We start from the raw sequence: 16,445 nt of genomic DNA, 5'->3' as shown, positions 1-16,445 counted from the left end.
GGAGTCGTTTTCCATGTGCGGAATCACCGGCTGGGCGTCCTTCCACAGCGACGCCCGCACCCAGGCCCCGGTCATCGAGGCCATGACCGCCACCCTCACCCCGCGCGGCCCCGACGCCGGAGGCGTCTGGCTCGGCGAGCGGGCCGCGATCGGCCACCGCCGACTGGCCGTCATCGACCTCGAAGGCGGCGTACAGCCCATGACCGACCGGCCCGACCGGCCGGCCATCGTGCTCAGCTACAGCGGCGAGGTCTACAATTACCACGCGCTGCGGACCGAACTGCGCGGCCGGGGCCATGTGTTCCACACGCGCAGCGACACCGAGGTGGTGCTGCGCGCGTACGCCGAGTGGGGCGAGGCGGTTGCCGAGCACCTGCAGGGCATGTTCGCCTTCGCCGTCTGGGACGACCGCGCCCAGCGGCTGCTCCTGGTCCGCGACCGGCTCGGGGTGAAGCCCCTGTTCTGGGCCGCCGTCGACGGCGGCCTGGCCTTCGCCTCCGAGCCCAAGGCGCTGTTCGCCCACCCGGAGATCCGGCCGCGGTTGGACGCGGACGGGCTGCGGGAGGCGTACAGCCTGCTGTTCAACACCGGTCCGACGGTGTGGTCCGGAGTCAGGGAAGTCGAGCCGGGTGGCGTGCTCGTCCTGGACGGGGCCGGCATCCGCGAACGCCGTTACTGGCAGCTGGAGGCCACCGACCACACCGACGACCAAGACACGGCCATCGAGCAGATCCGTGCCCTGGTCGGCGGCGCGGCCCGCAGCCAGCTCGAAGCGGACGTCCCGCTGTGCAGCCTCCTCTCCGGCGGTATCGACTCCACCGTCCTGACCGCCCTGCTCGCCGACGAACTCCGCTCGAGCGAAGGCCCGGACGCCCGCATCCGCTCCTACGCCGTCGACTACAGCGACCAGACGGAACGGTTCACCGGCGACGTCCTGCGCACCGGCCACGACACCCCGTACGCCACCGAGGCCGGCGCCTTCATCGGCACCGACCACAGCACCGTCGTCCTCGACCCGCGCGCCCTGCTCGACCCGGAGCACCGCAGGGCCGTCGTCGTGGCCCGCGACTCACCCATCGGTGTCGGAGACATGGATACCTCGCTGTACCTGCTGTTCGGCGAGATCCGCAAGCACTCCACCGTCGCCCTCTCCGGCGAGGCGGCCGACGAGGTCTTCGGCGGCTACCCCTGGTTCCACAACCCGAAGGCCCTGGCAGCGGAAACCTTTCCGTGGCTGCTGGTGACGGGTGACGAGGCCGCCATGCCGCTGAACCCCGAACTCGACCTGCGCATGGGCGAGTTCCGCGATGACACCTACCGCACCGCGCTGGCCGCCGTACCGCACGTCGACGGCGAGACCCCCGCCGAACACCGTCAACGCGAGATGCAGCACCTGTCCCTGACCCGCTGGCTGCGCCAGCTCCTGCACCGCAAGGACCGCCTCAGCATGGCCCAGGGCCTGGAGGTACGCGTCCCCTACTGCGACCACCGGCTCGTCGACTACGCCTTCAACGTGCCCTGGGCGCTGAAAAGCTTCGACGGACGGGAGAAGAGCCTGCTGCGCGCGATGGGCGTCGGCCTCGCTCCGGACTCGGTTCTGCACCGCCCCAAGAACCACTACCCGGCCACCCACCACCCCGACTACAACCGCGGCCTGCAGCAAATGGCCCGCGACGCGCTCGCCACCGAACAGGTCCGCGCCCTCGCCGACGAGACCCGCATCAAGCCCTGCCTCGACACCCCGCCCGACCGACTGGAGTGGGGCCACCGCCTGCGCCTCGAACGCGTCGTCGACCTCTCCCTCTGGCTGGACCACCACCGGCCCGAAATCGCCCTCTGAGGAGCCTCCCCATGACCTTCCAGGAACAGCAGCCAGTCCAAGATCCGGACACCCTGCCCGACCCGGTACCGCTGATGGGCTGCCCTTACAAGAGCAACCCCTACCCCCTGTACGAGCAGATGCGCGAGGGCGGCCCCGTCCACCGGGTCCTCTTCCCCAGTGGCGTCCGAGCCTGGCTCGTCACCGGTTACGACGCCGCCCACGCCGCGCTGAACGACGACCGCCTCGGCAAGAACCACGACCGCGGCAACGACCGCTGGCGAGCCCGCGCCTCGATCATGCCCGAGCCGCAGCACTCCCAGCTCCAGGTGCACCTCCTCCATCAGGACCCGCCCAAGCACACCCGGATGCGCCGCTTCGTGACGGACGCCTTCACCCCCCGCCGCGTCGAGCAGCTCCGCCCGCGCTTCCAGGAACTGGCCGACGCCCTCGTCGACGCACTGCCGGAGCACGGCCCCGCGGACCTCGTCACCGGCTTCGCCGCCCACTTCCCCTTCCAGGTCCTCGCCGAAGTCATCGGCCTCCCGCGGGAACTCGCGGCCCGCTTCGACCGCGACTGGGGCAAGGTCGTCCAGCCGGTCGGCCCCACCGACCCTGGACGCCCCCTCTACGAGGCACGCCTGTACGGCCTGCAGAGCTACATCGCCGACGTCGTGACCCACAAGCGCGACCACTGGGAAGACGACCTGCTCAGCCGCCTCGTCGTGGCCCGCGACCGCCGCGAACTGTCCCAGGAGGAGCTGGACTCGATGATCTTCCAGCTCCTCGTCGCGGGCCAGGAGCCGGTCACCAACCAGATCACCACCGCCCTGATCGCCCTGTTCCGCAATCCGCAGGAGCTCGCCCGCCTGCGCGACAACCCGCACCTGCTGCCCCGCGCCGTCGAGGAACTCCTCCGCTACGACAGCGCCTTCGAACTCACCACCTGGCGCTTCTTCGCCACGGACAGCGACCTGCACGGCACCGAGGTCCCGGCCGGCGACTCGGTGATCGTCTCCCTGTGCGCCGCCAACCGCGACCCACGCCGCTTCCCCGCTCCTGACACCCTGGACCTCGACCGCTCGCCCAACCCGCACCTCGCCTTCGGCCACGGCATCCACTTCTGCCCCGGCGCCGCCCTGGCCCGCGCCGAAATCAAGATCGCCCTCGGCACCCTCCTCGCCCGCCTGCCCGGCCTCCATCTGGCCATCAGAGACGAGGACATCGAGTGGATCCCGGCCGTCCTCGGCCGCGGCACCAACCACCTCCCCGTCGGCTACGAACGCCGCCTCTGACACCGACGTACCGCTGACCGGGCCCGGCCACACCAGCCGACCCGGCCCCAGCCAACCCACGCGCACCGACCCCAGGCGCCTGGCTTCCCCTCCCGCCACGGCGCCATGTCGACGTGCCCTCGTACGCCCTGTACCCCAGGAGGAACGACATGCCACTGACGACCGCGCCGGACACCCTTCCCACGAACATCGCCACCGAGATCCTGAACCTGCTCCTGCCCCACCACCGCACGACCGACCCCGCCCCCGCGCCAGCGGAAGCGTTCCCGCATCAGCTGCGCCGCATCGCCGCCTTCGTACGCGACGGCGGCCCCATCGTCTTCACGCTGCCCGGCTTCCCCTGCAAGTCCCCCAACCCGGCCAAGGTCCTCGGCCACCTCCCTGACCAGGGCGAACGCCTTTCCCTGGCCTTCCTGAACACCCTGTGCACCGAGATCGAGCGGATCTACCCGCCCGGCGCCCGCGTGATCATCTGCTCCGACGGCCACGTCTTCGGCGACCTCATCGGCGTCCCTGACGACCACATCGATGCCTACGCCGACGACCTGCGCATACAGATAGGCCGGATGGGCCTGCACAGACTGTCCGTCTTCGATCTCCGCGATGTCCTCGGCGACCTCCCCCACGACACGAAACGCACCCACATCCACGAGCGCTACGCCCCCACTCTGGAGGCCCTCCGCGCCGAGACCCGCGCCGACGACCAGGCCCTCGCCCTGTACCGGGGCATCACCCGCTTCCTCGTCGAGGACACCGCCGACTGGGCCGGAACCCGCTCCGCCCTCCAACGCGCCTGCCGACAACGGGCCTACGGCGTCATCCAACGCAGTCGCGCCTGGGGCACCCTGATCGCCGAACACCACCCCCGTGCCGTACGCCTCTCCATCCACCCCCAACCCGTCGGCGCCCCGAAATTCGGCATCCGCCTCCTCGACGCCTCCGACGCCTGGACGACCCCCTGGCACTCCGCCGCCTTGCGCCGTGGCGACGGTAGGTGGACTCTCATGCCCGTAGCCGAAGCCGCCCGGATGGGTCGACTGGTGCGGCAAGGCGGCAGAGACAGTCACTTCGACCAGAACCGGGCGGCTTGCCTGCCTGGGGCTCAGTGAGGATGCACCGACGTGACCCGGACGGGGGTGGCCCCGGCCGCGTTCGAGGCCGTTCGTGCCGTGGGCGATGAAGGACAGCCGGTAAGGCGGGCCACACGGCTGCCCGTCAAGGCCGTGAGTGGACGAAAAGTCCACGCAGTGTCAGCCCGTCCGGACCAGGTTGAGCACCGGTTCGAGCGAAGCCATCCGGCAGTGATCGAGTCATGCGGTTGTGTCCGGATCAATGCGACGGTTGCACAGTGCTGTCCCGGGCCCATGGTCTGACTCATGATATTTCTGACCGAAGCGTCTCGATCACACGGTGTCGGCTGTTGGTCGGGGATGGTGCGTTGCCGGTGCCGGGCTGGCGGGCTGTGTCCCGATAGGGGCCTGTCGATAGTTGTGGCGTCCTCACGATTCTGACCGTCCGACGCGGTCCGGTACCGGCAACGCGATACGCCATCGGGCCGGATCGTCGTCGGCGCGGTAAATCGGATCCGCTCGATGCCCGGAATGCTGCGCGAGCTGTGCTGAGCGGGCGGGCCTGTGCTCCCCGCCTTGCGGGAGGAGCTGGCCGGACTGGGCAATGCCGGACTCTTCCGCACCTGCGCGCGGTTCGCGGACGTGAGCGGTCACGAGGAGGCCGGTGAGGAGTCGGTGCTGCAGGCCACTCGGATCACGGTGGGTTGGCTGGCTCATCGGATCGGCCAGCTCTCCGAGCAGATCCGGGACGTGGAGACTCGTCTTGCCCGGCTCGTGGAATGCCGTGCGCCGCAGCTGCTCGGCGTGGTGGGGAACGGCCCGGACACAGCGGTCACGTTGCTGATCACGGTGGGGGACAACCCGGAACGCCTGGACAGTGAGGCGTCCTTCGCCGCGCTGTGCGGGGTCAGCCCTGTCGAGCGTTCCTCGGGCAGTCGGCAGTACCGTCGCCTCAACCGCGGCGGCGACCGGCAAGCGAACGCGGCCCTGCACTGGATCGTGCAGACCCGCCTGCGCGTCGACCCGCGCACCCAGGACTACTACGAACGCCGCAGCAAGGAGGGCAGGACCGACGCGAAATCGTCCGATGCCTCGAACGCTACGCTGCCCGGGAGGTCTTCCACCTGGTCAGCCCCGTACAGTCGTGCCCCCGTCATAGGGGCGGTCGTGAGACGTGAGATGGTCTGACGCGTGAGTGAGACACCCCCGAACACCCTCCAATACCGCTTTGACGGGCCAGAAGACGCTCCGGTCCTCATCCTGGGTCCCTCACTGGGTACCACATGGCACATGTGGGACCGCCAGGTGCCGGAACTGATCAAGCAGTGGCGGGTCTTCCGCTTCGACCTGCCCGGCCACGGCGGCGCCCCCGCCCACCCGGCCAGTTCGGTCGCCGAGCTGTCCGCCCGTCTGCTGGCCACGCTGGACGCGCTCGGCGTGCAGCGGTTCGGCTACGCGGGCTGTGCGCTGGGCGGCGCGATCGGCATCGAGCTGGCCCTGCGCCACCCCGAACGGGTCGCCTCGCTCGTCCTGGTCGCGGCCTCCCCCCGGTTCGGTACCGCCGACGAGTTCCGCCAGCGCGGCGTGGTCGTCCGGACCAACGGGCTGGAGCCGATCGCCCGGACCGCGCCCGACCGCTGGTTCACCGGCGGGTTCGCCGCCGCGCAGCCCGCGATCACCGAGTGGGCGGTGCAGATGGTCCGCACCACCGACCCCGGCTGCTACATCGCCGCCTGCGAGGCCCTCGCCGCGTTCGACGTCCGGTCCGAGCTGGGCCGGGCTGGCGTACCCACGCTGGTGCTGGTCGGCTCGGACGACCAGGTCACCGGCCCCGCCGAGGCCCGTACCCTGGTCGCCGGCATCCCGGACGCCCGGCTCGCGGTTGTCCCCGGCGCCTCCCACCTGGTGCCGGTCGAGCAGCCGGCCGCCGTCACCGACCTGCTCGTGCACCACTTCTCCACCGCCTGGCAGCAGCCCTTCGACACCGGGCAGACCGCCCTGCCGGGCGCCCCGGCCGTCCCGGTCCCGGCCGTACCCCCGCAGGCCGTACCCCCGCAGGCCGTACCCCCGCAGGCCGCGCCCCCGCATGCCGCGCCGGTCGCCGAGATCGCCCCGGCGGCCGTACCCGCTCAGCCCGCCGGACCGCCCGACCGGTACGAGACCGGGCTGAAGGTCCGGCGCGAGGTCCTCGGCGACGCGCATGTGGACCGGGCGCTGGCGCAGGCCGACGAGTTCTCCGGGGACTTCCAGGAGTTCCTCACCCGCTATGCCTGGGGCGAGATCTGGGACCGGCCCGGCCTGGACCGCCGTACCCGCAGCTGCATCACGCTCACCGCGCTGGTCGTGGGCGGCCACCAGGAGGAGCTGGCGTTGCACACCCGGGCGGCCCTGCGCAACGGGCTGACCCCGGACGAGATCAAGGAAGTGCTGCTCCAGGCGGCCGTCTACTGCGGCATCCCGGCCGCCAACAGCGCGTTCCGCGTGGCTCAGCAGGTCGTCAAGGAGGAGACCACACCCGCGGAGTAGTGCCGCGCAGCGCGGCGGTACGCGGCAGGATGGGGAGACATGAAGCTCACGAAGAAGTCCCACGCCTGCGTCCGGCTCGACAAGGAGGGGAGGACGCTCGTCATCGACCCGGGCGGGTTCTCCGAGGAGGACGCGGCGGTCGGCGCGGACGCGATCCTGGTCACGCACGAGCACCCGGACCACTTCGACGAGGGCCGGCTGCGGGCCGCGCTGGAGGCGAATCCGGCCGCCGGGATCTGGACCCTGAAGGCGGTCGCCGACCGGATCGCGGCGGCCTTCCCGGGCCGCGTGCACACCGTCGGCCACGGCGACACCTTCACCGCCGCCGGTTTCGACGTACAGGTCCACGGCGAGCTGCACGCGGTGATCCACCCGGACATCCCGCGCGTCACCAACGTCGGCTATCTGATCGACGGCGGGAAGATCTTCCACCCCGGCGACGCCCTCACCGTCCCGGACCACGCGGTGGAGACGCTCATGCTCCCGGTGATGGCGCCCTGGAACAAGATCGCCGAGGTGATCGAGTACGTCCGCGAGCTGAAGCCGCAGCGTGCGTACGACGTCCACGACGCCCTGCTCACCGACCTCGCCCGCCCCATCTACGACGGCCACATCGGCCGTCTGGGCGGCACGGACCACCAGCGGCTGGCGCCGGGGGCCCATGCCGACCTGTGAGCCGGGACCGGGTGTCACACCCGCCAGGTAGGTTGTGAGACATGCGCATCGCTACCTGGAACGTGAACTCGATCACCGCCCGCCTTCCCCGGCTGCTGGCCTGGCTGGAGAGCAGCGGCACCGACGTGCTCTGCCTCCAGGAGGCCAAGATCGCCGAGGAGCAGTTCCCGTTCGACCAGCTGCGCGAGCTGGGCTACGAGGCGGCGGTCCACGCGACCGGCCGGTGGAACGGCGTGGCGGTGCTCTCCCGCGTCGGTATCGAGGACGTGGTCAAGGGCCTGCCCGGCGACCCGGGCTACGACGGCGTGACCGAGCCGCGCGCCATCTCGGCGACCTGCGGCCCGGTCCGCGTCTGGTCGGTGTACGTGCCGAACGGCCGCGAGGTCGACCACCCGCACTACGCGTACAAGCTCCAGTGGTTCGAGGCCCTGAAGGCGGCCGTCTACGGCGACGCGCAGGGCAGCCGCCCGTTCGCCGTGCTGGGTGACTACAACGTCGCGCCGACGGACGACGACGTCTTCGACCCCGCCGCCTTCGTGGGCTCCACCCACGTCACCCCGGCCGAGCGCGCCGCGCTCGCCACCCTGCGCGAGGCGGGCCTGGGCGACGTCGTGCCGCGCCCGCTGAAGTACGAGCACCCGTTCACGTACTGGGACTACCGCCAGCTCTGCTTCCCGAAGAACCGGGGCATGCGCATCGACCTGGTGTACGGCAACGAACCGTTCGCCAAGGCCGTCAAGGACGCCTACGTCGACCGCGAGGAGCGCAAGGGCAAGGGTGCCTCCGACCACGCGCCGGTGGTGGTCGACCTGGACGTCTGATGCCACGCTGGGTCCATGCACCTTCCGTTCCTGGGCCCCCGGCACAAGAAGAACGGTGACACGGCGCTCCCCGCCGACCCCGAGGCGGTCGCCGCGCTGCTGTCCGAGTGCGAGCTGCTCCGCTCGCAGGCGGCCCGGGCCGGGGTACGCCTCGACGACACCCCGGCTTCCCTGGAGGCCCTGGACCAGATGGTCCCGCGCTGGCGGGACGACGCCGAGACGCTGCCCTGGCTGGGACATGACGCCGGGCTGTATCTGGGCACGGTCATGGTGCGCACCGTGCCCGGCGCCGCCTGGCAGATCCGGTCCGACGGCGAGCCCGTCGTACGGCTCGCCTCCGGCCGGGCGGTCGAGGTGGTGCCGGCCGGGCAGGAGTGGGCCGCGAGCGGTGTCCCCGAGCTGTCCCAGCTGTATGCCGAGATCGCCGAGAACTGACCCGGCCGGGCCCCCGGAGCCCACCCGAATGACGTAAATACGGCTAATGCCCGAAAAGTGCGTGTCGGTCGTCAACTCCGCTGCCGTCTGGATAGGTTGCGGCAACCACGACACAGCTGAGAGTGAGTAGGGCTGCGGATGGCCGTCGATCCGTTGATCGAACTGCGGAACGTCAACAAGTACTACGGAGAGCTGCATGTTCTGAGGGACATCGACCTGACCGTCGGCAAGGGCGAGGTGGTCGTGGTCATCGGCCCGTCGGGGTCGGGCAAGTCGACGTTGTGCAGGACGATCAACCGGCTGGAGACCATCCAGTCCGGCACCATCGCGCTCGACGGGCGGCCGCTGCCCGAGGAGGGCAAGGCCCTTGCCCGGCTCCGCGCCGAGGTCGGCATGGTCTTCCAGTCCTTCAATCTCTTCGCCCACAAGACGGTCCTCCAGAACGTCTCCCTCGCCCAGGTCAAGGTCCGCAGGAAGAACAGGGACGACGCCGACCGCCGCTCCCGCGAACTCCTCGACCGGGTCGGCCTGCTGAACCAGGCGGCCAAGTACCCCGCCCAGCTCTCCGGCGGCCAGCAGCAGCGCGTCGCCATCGCCCGCGCGCTCGCCATGGAACCCAAGGCGATGCTCTTCGACGAGCCCACCTCCGCCCTCGACCCCGAGATGATCAACGAGGTGCTGGAGGTCATGCGGCAGCTCGCCCGGGACGGCATGACCATGATCGTCGTCACCCACGAGATGGGCTTCGCCCGCGCCTCCGCCAACCGCGTCGTCTTCATGGCCGACGGCCGCATCGTCGAGGACCGCAGCCCGGAGCAGTTCTTCACGAACCCGAGCAGCGACCGCGCCAAGGACTTCCTCTCAAAGATCCTCAAGCACTGACCCGGGGGAGTGCGACCCGTGTTCCGTATCACCCGTGTGCCCCGCGCCCTGTGCGTTCTCCTTCCGCTGCTGGCCGCCGCCTGCGGCAAGGCGGGCAGCCCGCCGAGCAAGGGCCCGGCGCCCGAGCAACTCCCGCACTATCACGTCGCCCAGAACGTCACCCTCCCCGCATCCCGGACCTGGGCCCGGGCGAAGAAGCGCGGCTACTTCGTCGTCGGCGCCAAGGAGGACCAGCCCTACCTCGGCGAGCGGGACCCGGCCACCGGCACCTACTCCGGATTCGACATCGAGATCGCCAAGATGATGTCCGCCTCCCTCGGCTTCCCGCCGAAGACGATCCACTTCCGCACGATCGCCTCCGCCAACCGCGAGACCGCCCTGCAGAACGGGCAGATCGACTACTACGTCGGCACCTACACGATCAACGACAACCGGAAGAAACTCGTCGGCTTCGCCGGCCCCTACTACATGGCCGGCCAGTCGCTCCTGGTCCGCAAGGACGAGAACGACATCCACGGCCCGCGGGACCTCGCCGGCAAACGCGTCTGCTCGGCGGCCGGCTCGACGCCGTACCAGCGCATGAAGACCGACTACCCCGAGGCGATCCTGGTCGCCTACGACACCTACTCGGTCTGCGTCGACAACCTCCTCACCTACCAGGTCGACGCGGTCACCACCGACGACGCCATCCTGATCGGCTACGCGGCCAAGGTCCCCGACGAACTCAAGGTCGTCGGCAAGCCCTTCTCCGAGGAGCCGTACGGCATCGGCGTTCCGCGCACCGACAACGCCCTGCGCTTCGCCCTCGACGACGCACTCCGGGCACGCGAGGAGAACGGCGACTGGAAGAAGGCGTACGACGCCACGCTCGGCCTCTCGGGCGTGCCCGCACCCCACCCGCCCGCCATCGACCGCTACCCGGCGAGCTGAGCGAGGACGGCATGAACGTACTCACGGACAACTTCCCGACCTACTGGGAGGGCTTCCTCGGCACGGTGCAACTGACCGCCTACTCCTCCCTGCTGGCCCTCGCCCTGGGCTTCCTGATGGCCTCCTTCCGGGTCGCCCCCGTCGCCTCCCTGCGAGCCTTCGGCACGGCCTGGGTCACCGTCCTGCGCAACACCCCGCTCACTCTGCTGTTCTTCGCGGTGCTGCTCGGACTGCCCCGGTTCGGACTCGTACTGCCCTTCAAGGTCTTCGCCGTCCTCGCCCTCGGCTGCTACACCTCGGCGTTCATCTGCGAGGCGCTGCGCTCCGGTATCAACACCGTGCACAAGGGCCAGGGCGAGGCGGCCCGCAGTCTCGGGATGACCTTCGGGCAGACCCTGTCGCTGGTGGTGCTGCCCCAGGCGTTCCGGTCCGTGATCCCGCCCGTCGGCTCGACCCTCATCGCACTGGCCAAGAACTCGGCGATCGCAGGCGCGTTCAGCGTGACCGAACTGCTCGGCACGTACAAGACGATCAATGAACTCGGCTACAACATCGTCTGGACGTTCGTCTGGATCGCCGTCGGCTACCTGATCATCACGCTCGCCATCAGCGCCCTGTTCCGCGCGCTGGAACGGAAGTCCGGAGTCGCCCGATGACCGAGGCCACCGCGCTCTACGACGTCCCGGGCCCGCGCACCCGGCGACGGCACGCCCTCTACGGCGTCCTCGCCACGGTCGCCCTCCTCGCGCTCGTCGCCTGGATCCTGTATCTGCTCTTCGACTCCGGCCAGTTCACGCACACCAAGTGGATGCCCTTCGCGTACCAGGGCATCCAGGAACTGCTGCTGCGCGGCCTCGGCAACACCCTGAAGGCGTTCGCGTTCGCGGCCGTCCTCTCGCTCGCCCTCGGCGGGGTGCTGGCCACCGGACGGCTTTCGGACCACCGGCCGGTGCGCTGGGCGGCCACCCTCGTCGTGGAGTTCTTCCGCGCCATGCCGGTCCTGGTGATGATCTTCTTCATCTTCGTGGCGCTGAAGGTGCAGCCGCTGCCCGCGCTGGTCGCCGGACTCACCCTCTACAACGGCTCGGTGCTCGCCGAGGTGTTCCGCTCCGGCATCAACGCCGTCGAACGCGGCCAGCACGAGGCCGCGTTCGCGCTCGGCATGCGCAAGACCCAGGTCATGGCGCACGTCCTCGTACCGCAGGCGGTACGCGCCATGCTGCCCGCCATCATCAGCCAACTGGTGGTCGCGCTGAAGGACACCTCCCTGGGCTTTCTCATCACCTACGAGGAGTTCCTCCATGCCGGGAAACTCATCGCCTCCAACCTCGACTACGATTTGCCGTTCATCCCTGTGGTGATGGTGATCTCGCCGATCTACATCGGGATGTGCATGCTGCTCTCGTGGTTCGCCGGCTGGGTGTCCCGCCGTGAGCAGCGCAGCCCCAAGACCGAGGCCGTGGCGGTCGCCACGGCCGGCCCTGGGGCGCTGCTGCCAGGTGGGGAGCCCCCCATGGCCCCGAAACCGTAAGGGGGGCGGCAGTTCACACGGGCCAGGCTCGTCCGGCGGCAGCCGGAGATCACTGCTCGCCGAGCGGGACGGACACGTACGACGGGTCGTCCGCGGGCGAGGAGAAGGTCAGCTGCGCGCCGGACGGGTTGTGCTCGGCGTAGAGCGGGTCGACCGTGTCGACCACCAGCGCGAGGCGGTGCCCGGCGGGCACGTCGTAGGCCGTGGAGAACAGGTCCAGGTCGACGTCGAACGGTTCGCCGGGCGTCCGCCCGTGCCAGGTGTAGGGCGCGTGGGTGACCAGCTTGCCGATGCCGAGCGGGCCGACGTCGTACAGGTAGGCGATGAGCGTGCCGCTCTCCCTGGTGGGGGTGAGCGTGGTGTGCAGCGTGGTGGTGCCGCGCACCCGCTGGGCGCTGCCGGACCGCTCCGACTGCCACACCGCCGCCCAGCGGCGCGGCAGCAGCGGCATGGAGGCGAGGGGCGGCAGCTGGGCGACCTGGTCCAGGATGCTGGAGAGGAACACGATCCCACCGTCCGCGCCGGAGTCGACGTTCGTGTGGATGGTGGTCGAGCCCGCGAGCGCGATCTTCTTCCGGGTCGCGGTGACCGACTTCCAGTCCGGGTAGCCCTCGTATCCCCCCGCGCTACGGGACTTCAGCCGGACCGGCTGCTCGCGGTCGACGCCGTTGCCGGCTCCCTTGAGGTAGTGGTCGAACCAGCGCTCGGTGTCCGTCCACACGTCGTTGGGCAGCCCGAACAGGCCGGTCAGCTCCGGGGTCGCGTGGTCGCCGGGGCGCAGTTGGAGCCGCTTGGGGACGGTCAGCTTCTCGTAGAAGGAGGCGTACTGGTTCGCCGGGAAGACGGTGTCGCCCCAGGCGTTGGCGAGCATGACGGCGGGGCCGTTCTGGTTCAGCTGGTCGACATAGGTCGCGGCGGAACGTTTCCGCCCCCAGTCGATCATCTGCTGTTCCGTGGCCAGGTCCGAGGAGTAGAGGTTGTCGAAGATCTCGCGCAGCTCGGGGCTCTCGCGGCCGGTGAGGGTGGCCGCGCCGTCCAGCACGGCAGCCGCCTGGAGGTGCTGGGTGCGGCCCGAGTAGATCGAGTCGATCAGGTCGGCCCAGCCGCTCAGCGCGGCCACGGCCTTGACGCGCTTGTCGTGGGCGGCGGTGAGCAGGCTGATCCCGGCGCCGTACGACACCCCCGCCATGCCGATGTGCTCGGGGTCGGCCGGGGTGTGGGCGAGGGCCCAGTCGATGACCTTGGAGGCGTCCGCTACATCGGGCGGACCGGCCACTTCTATCCGGCCGCCGGACTGCCAGAAGCCGCGCACGTTGTAGGTGAGCACCACATAGCCGGAGTCGGCGAGTTTCTGTGCCTGGGCCAGGTACTCGATCTGGGGCAGGCCCCAGCTCGTGGGCAGCACGATGAGCGGGTAGTCGCGCGAGCCGTCGGCACCCTCGGGCGTGAGGACGTTGGCCTTCAGTACGGTGCCGCCGTCGCCGGCGATGTCCACGAAGCGGACGGACGGGGCGGCCTCGGCGGCCGGTGCCAGGCCGACGACGGTTCCCGCGACCAGCGCCGCCGATACGGCTCCGGCGGCTGCGGTGCGCAGAGCGGTGCGACCGTGCCCGCCCGTCGCCCGCCACGGCCCTGTTCGATGGTGCTTCGCGCCGCCCTCTTGAATCATGGGTCACTCCTTCACTCGTGTCAGTGCAAAGTGACCCGACGGTAACCTTTCGGCCTTACCGCAGGTAACCCGTCGGTAAGTTACGTACGGGTAAAGATTGTTGAACCGCTTACGGCGCCTCGGCGGTCTCGGGCTCCGGCAGGGGAGCCCGTGCCGCCCGGGTCACGTCGGCCACCAGCTCCACCACGTCGGGGCCGTACGCATGCGAGTTGACCACCTTCAGCAGCAGCACGAAGGAGCCGGTGCCGTACTTGCGGGCCAGCCGTTCGTGGTTGCGGGCGAGATAGCGCGTCGCGGCCTGGTTGGTGATCGCCCGCTGACCGCAGAACAGGAACACCGGCCGGCCGTCCCGCCGGGTGTTCGCCGTCAGCCGGGCGAGCAGCACGTATTCGCTGACGCCCCGGTCCATGCGGTACTGCTCGCCGCCGATGCGGAACGCGCCGCGCTCCTGTCCGGGTTCAGTGTCCACGTTCACCCGCACACCGGGCAGGAGCGAGGACAGGTGCGCGGCCATGCGGCGATTCGAGGAGGGGCCGCCGAGGCAGAACTCCGTGCGCTCGCCGAAGCCCTGCTGGGCGGCGTCGTGCGCGACCACCTGGGCATGCGCGTTGCAGTCCTTGATGAGGGCGGACAACTCCAGCAGAGCGAAGACGTCATGCCGGGTCACCGTCAGTTCCGGACCGCCCGCGTCGCGGTTGACCACCAGCAGCGACTCCGAGTTGTCCGGCATCCCGAAGAACGCCTGCTTGCGCCGCAGCCGGCGCTTCCACAGATACGTCCGGGACAGCCAGCCGAGCGCGGCGGAGACGCCGGCGGCTATGACCCCCAGGACGATGTTGCGCACGTCGTCGTTCATGGCCGCGCATGGTAGCGGGCCCGGGCGACGGCTACGGTGGCCAGGCGTACTGTCGGTAGTGCGGCAATCCGGTTACGCTGCGCGGACTGTCCCGACGGGAGGTTCGGATGGGTCGTCCTGGTACGCGGAAACTGGCGGTCCTGGCGGTCTCGGCCGCCGTGGTGTCGATGGGGGCGGCGGCGCCACCCGCCGCGACAACGGACAAGACGGCCGGCAAGGTTCCCGTGGCCGTCGGCTACGGCGGTGCCGTAGCCAGCGTCGACCCGGACGCCTCGGCCGCCGGTATCGAGGTGCTCAAGCGCGGTGGCAACGCCGTCGACGCGGCCGTCGCCACCGCCGCCGCGCTCGGCGTCACCGAGCCCTACTCCGCCGGCATCGGCGGAGGCGGCTACTTCGTCTACTACGACGCCCGGACCCGTACGGTCCACACCATCGACGGCCGCGAGACCGCGCCGCTGTCCGCCGACGCCGACCTGTTCACGGAGAGCGGCAAGCCGCTCGCCTTCGCCGACGCCGTCAGCAGCGGCCTGAGCGTCGGCACCCCGGGCACGCCCGCCACCTGGCAGAAGGCGCTGGACGAGTGGGGCAGCAAGAGGCTCGGCACGGTCCTGAAGCCCGCCGAGCGGATCGCCCGCGACGGCTTCACGGTGGACGACACCTTCCGTTCGCAGACCGCGGCCAACGAATCCCGGTTCCGCTACTTCCCGGACACCGTCAAGCTGTTCCTGCCGGGCGGAAAGCTGCCCGTCGTCGGCTCCACCCTCAAGAACCCCGAACTCGCCCGCACCTACGAGCAACTGGGCCGCGAGGGCGTCGGCGCCGTCTACCGCGGCGACATCGGCGACGACATCGTCAAGACGGTCGAACACCCGCCGGTGGACCCCGCCTCCGGCTGGAACGCCCGCCCCGGCAAGCTCGCCGAGAAGGACCTCGCCGTCTACCGCGCCAAGCTCCAGGCGCCCACCAGGACGTCGTACCGCGGCCTGGACGTGTACTCCATCGCGCCGTCCTCCTCAGGGGGCACGACGGTCGGTGAGGCCCTCAACATCCTGGAGAACACCGACCTCTCCAAGGCGAGCCAGGCACAGTACCTGCACCACTTCATCGAGGCGAGCCGGATCGCCTTCGCCGACCGCGGCCGCTGGGCCGGCGACCCCGCCTTCGAGGACGTACCGACGAAGCAGCTGCTGTCCCAGCGGTACGCCGACTCGCGGGCCTGCCTGATCAAGGACGACGCGGTGCTCAGCAGCCCGCTGGCGCCCGGCGACCCGCGCCACCCGGCGGCCTGCGGCCAGGGCGGCACGGCGGCCCCCACGACCTACGAGGGCGAGAACACCACCCACCTCACCGTGGCGGACAAGTGGGGCAACGTCGTCGCGTACACGCTCACCATCGAGCAGACCGGCGGCAGCGGCATCACCGTGCCCGGCCGGGGCTTCCTGCTCAACAACGAGCTGACCGACTTCTCCTTCGCCCCGGCCAACCCGGCCGTGCACGACCCGAACCTGCCGGGCCCGGGCAAGCGGCCGCGCTCCTCGATCTCCCCGACGATCGTCCTGGACCGGCACGACCGGCCCGTGGTGGCCGTCGGTTCGCCCGGCGGCGCGACCATCATCACCACCGTGCTCCAGACGCTCACCGGGTTCCTGGACCGGAACCTGCCGCTGGTCGACGCCATCGCCGCACCGCGCGCCAGCCAGCGCAATGCCGCCCAGACCGAACTCGAACCGGCCCTGTACAACGGCGACCTGAGGGCGCAGCTGGAGGCGCTCGGGCACAGCTTCAAGCAGAACCCGGAGATCGGCGCGACGACCGGTGTGCAGCGGCTGCCGGGCGGGAAGTGGCTCGCCGCCGCCGAGAAGGTACGGCGCGGCGGCGGCTCGGCGATGGTGGTGAAGCCGGCGCCGTAGCGACCGCTGGTCTCACACCTCGGGTA

The 16,445-nt window shown here is 70.4% G+C and carries 15 protein-coding genes; 13 read left to right on the top strand and 2 right to left on the bottom strand.

What is annotated here, in order from left to right:
* Nucleotides 1–13: 13 nt before the first annotated feature.
* The 12 genes from asnB (at nt 14) to ACZ7DL_RS22810 (ending at nt 11,984) form a co-directional block, all read left to right on the top strand.
* Nucleotides 14–1,840 carry an asparagine synthase (glutamine-hydrolyzing) gene (gene asnB, locus ACZ7DL_RS22865; RefSeq protein ID WP_470776450.1) on the top strand — a complete coding sequence of 609 codons (1,827 nt, stop codon included), beginning with the start codon at nt 14–16 and terminating at the stop codon, nt 1,838–1,840.
* Nucleotides 1,841–1,851: 11 nt separating this feature from the next.
* Nucleotides 1,852–3,114, top strand: coding sequence for a cytochrome P450 family protein (locus tag ACZ7DL_RS22860; RefSeq protein WP_470776448.1), 1,263 nt, complete (start codon nt 1,852–1,854; stop codon nt 3,112–3,114).
* Nucleotides 3,115–3,263: 149 nt separating this feature from the next.
* Nucleotides 3,264–4,223 carry an L-tyrosine/L-tryptophan isonitrile synthase family protein gene (locus tag ACZ7DL_RS22855; RefSeq protein WP_470776446.1) on the top strand — a complete coding sequence of 320 codons (960 nt, stop codon included), beginning with the start codon at nt 3,264–3,266 and terminating at the stop codon, nt 4,221–4,223.
* A 537-nt stretch (nt 4,224–4,760) separates the two neighbouring features.
* Nucleotides 4,761–5,372: a transposase gene (locus ACZ7DL_RS22850; RefSeq protein ID WP_470776444.1), complete on the top strand. Its 612-nt coding sequence runs from the start codon at nt 4,761–4,763 to the stop codon at nt 5,370–5,372.
* Between the two features lie 3 nt (nt 5,373–5,375).
* Nucleotides 5,376–6,710, top strand: a complete 1,335-nt coding sequence (gene pcaDC, locus ACZ7DL_RS22845) for a bifunctional 3-oxoadipate enol-lactonase/4-carboxymuconolactone decarboxylase PcaDC (protein ID WP_470776442.1) — start codon at nt 5,376–5,378, stop codon at nt 6,708–6,710.
* A 39-nt stretch (nt 6,711–6,749) separates the two neighbouring features.
* Nucleotides 6,750–7,385 carry an MBL fold metallo-hydrolase gene (locus tag ACZ7DL_RS22840; protein ID WP_470776440.1) on the top strand — a complete coding sequence of 212 codons (636 nt, stop codon included), beginning with the start codon at nt 6,750–6,752 and terminating at the stop codon, nt 7,383–7,385.
* Nucleotides 7,386–7,426: 41 nt separating this feature from the next.
* On the top strand, nt 7,427–8,206 hold the full coding sequence (locus tag ACZ7DL_RS22835) for an exodeoxyribonuclease III (protein ID WP_470776437.1): 780 nt from the start codon (nt 7,427–7,429) through the stop codon (nt 8,204–8,206).
* A gap of 15 nt (nt 8,207–8,221) precedes the next feature.
* Nucleotides 8,222–8,641 (top strand): DUF6278 family protein, encoded by a 420-nt coding sequence (locus tag ACZ7DL_RS22830; RefSeq protein ID WP_470776436.1) that lies wholly within the window; start codon nt 8,222–8,224, stop codon nt 8,639–8,641.
* Between the two features lie 138 nt (nt 8,642–8,779).
* Nucleotides 8,780–9,523 (top strand): amino acid ABC transporter ATP-binding protein, encoded by a 744-nt coding sequence (locus ACZ7DL_RS22825; protein ID WP_470776435.1) that lies wholly within the window; start codon nt 8,780–8,782, stop codon nt 9,521–9,523.
* Nucleotides 9,524–9,541: 18 nt separating this feature from the next.
* Nucleotides 9,542–10,453: a glutamate ABC transporter substrate-binding protein gene (locus tag ACZ7DL_RS22820; protein WP_470776433.1), complete on the top strand. Its 912-nt coding sequence runs from the start codon at nt 9,542–9,544 to the stop codon at nt 10,451–10,453.
* A gap of 11 nt (nt 10,454–10,464) precedes the next feature.
* Complete coding sequence (locus ACZ7DL_RS22815; RefSeq protein WP_470776431.1) at nt 10,465–11,109, top strand: amino acid ABC transporter permease; 645 nt, start codon at nt 10,465–10,467, stop codon at nt 11,107–11,109.
* Complete coding sequence (locus tag ACZ7DL_RS22810; RefSeq protein WP_470776429.1) at nt 11,106–11,984, top strand: amino acid ABC transporter permease; 879 nt, start codon at nt 11,106–11,108, stop codon at nt 11,982–11,984. The genes ACZ7DL_RS22815 and ACZ7DL_RS22810 overlap by 4 nt, the downstream gene beginning before the upstream one ends.
* Nucleotides 11,985–12,033: 49 nt before the next feature.
* On the opposite strand, the gene ACZ7DL_RS22805 is transcribed toward ACZ7DL_RS22810, so the two are convergent.
* Both ACZ7DL_RS22805 and ACZ7DL_RS22800 read right to left on the bottom strand, forming a co-directional pair.
* Nucleotides 12,034–13,653 (bottom strand): CocE/NonD family hydrolase, encoded by a 1,620-nt coding sequence (locus tag ACZ7DL_RS22805; RefSeq protein WP_470776427.1) that lies wholly within the window; start codon nt 13,651–13,653, stop codon nt 12,034–12,036.
* A gap of 109 nt (nt 13,654–13,762) precedes the next feature.
* Entirely contained in the window at nt 13,763–14,509 is a 747-nt protein-coding gene (locus ACZ7DL_RS22800; protein ID WP_470776425.1) for a hypothetical protein, read from the bottom strand.
* 107 nt (nt 14,510–14,616) lie between these two features.
* Here ACZ7DL_RS22800 and ggt point away from each other — a divergent pair, with 107 nt between their 5' ends.
* The gene (gene ggt, locus ACZ7DL_RS22795) at nt 14,617–16,419 is read left to right on the top strand and encodes a gamma-glutamyltransferase (RefSeq protein ID WP_470776423.1); all 1,803 of its coding nucleotides are present in this window, start codon (nt 14,617–14,619) and stop codon (nt 16,417–16,419) included.
* Nucleotides 16,420–16,445 lie beyond the last annotated feature (26 nt).

This window comes from Streptomyces sp. NPDC036984, from assembly GCF_055607665.1.
Note: the sequence above shows the minus strand (reverse complement) of the source record. Positions and strands in the feature narration are given on the sequence as shown.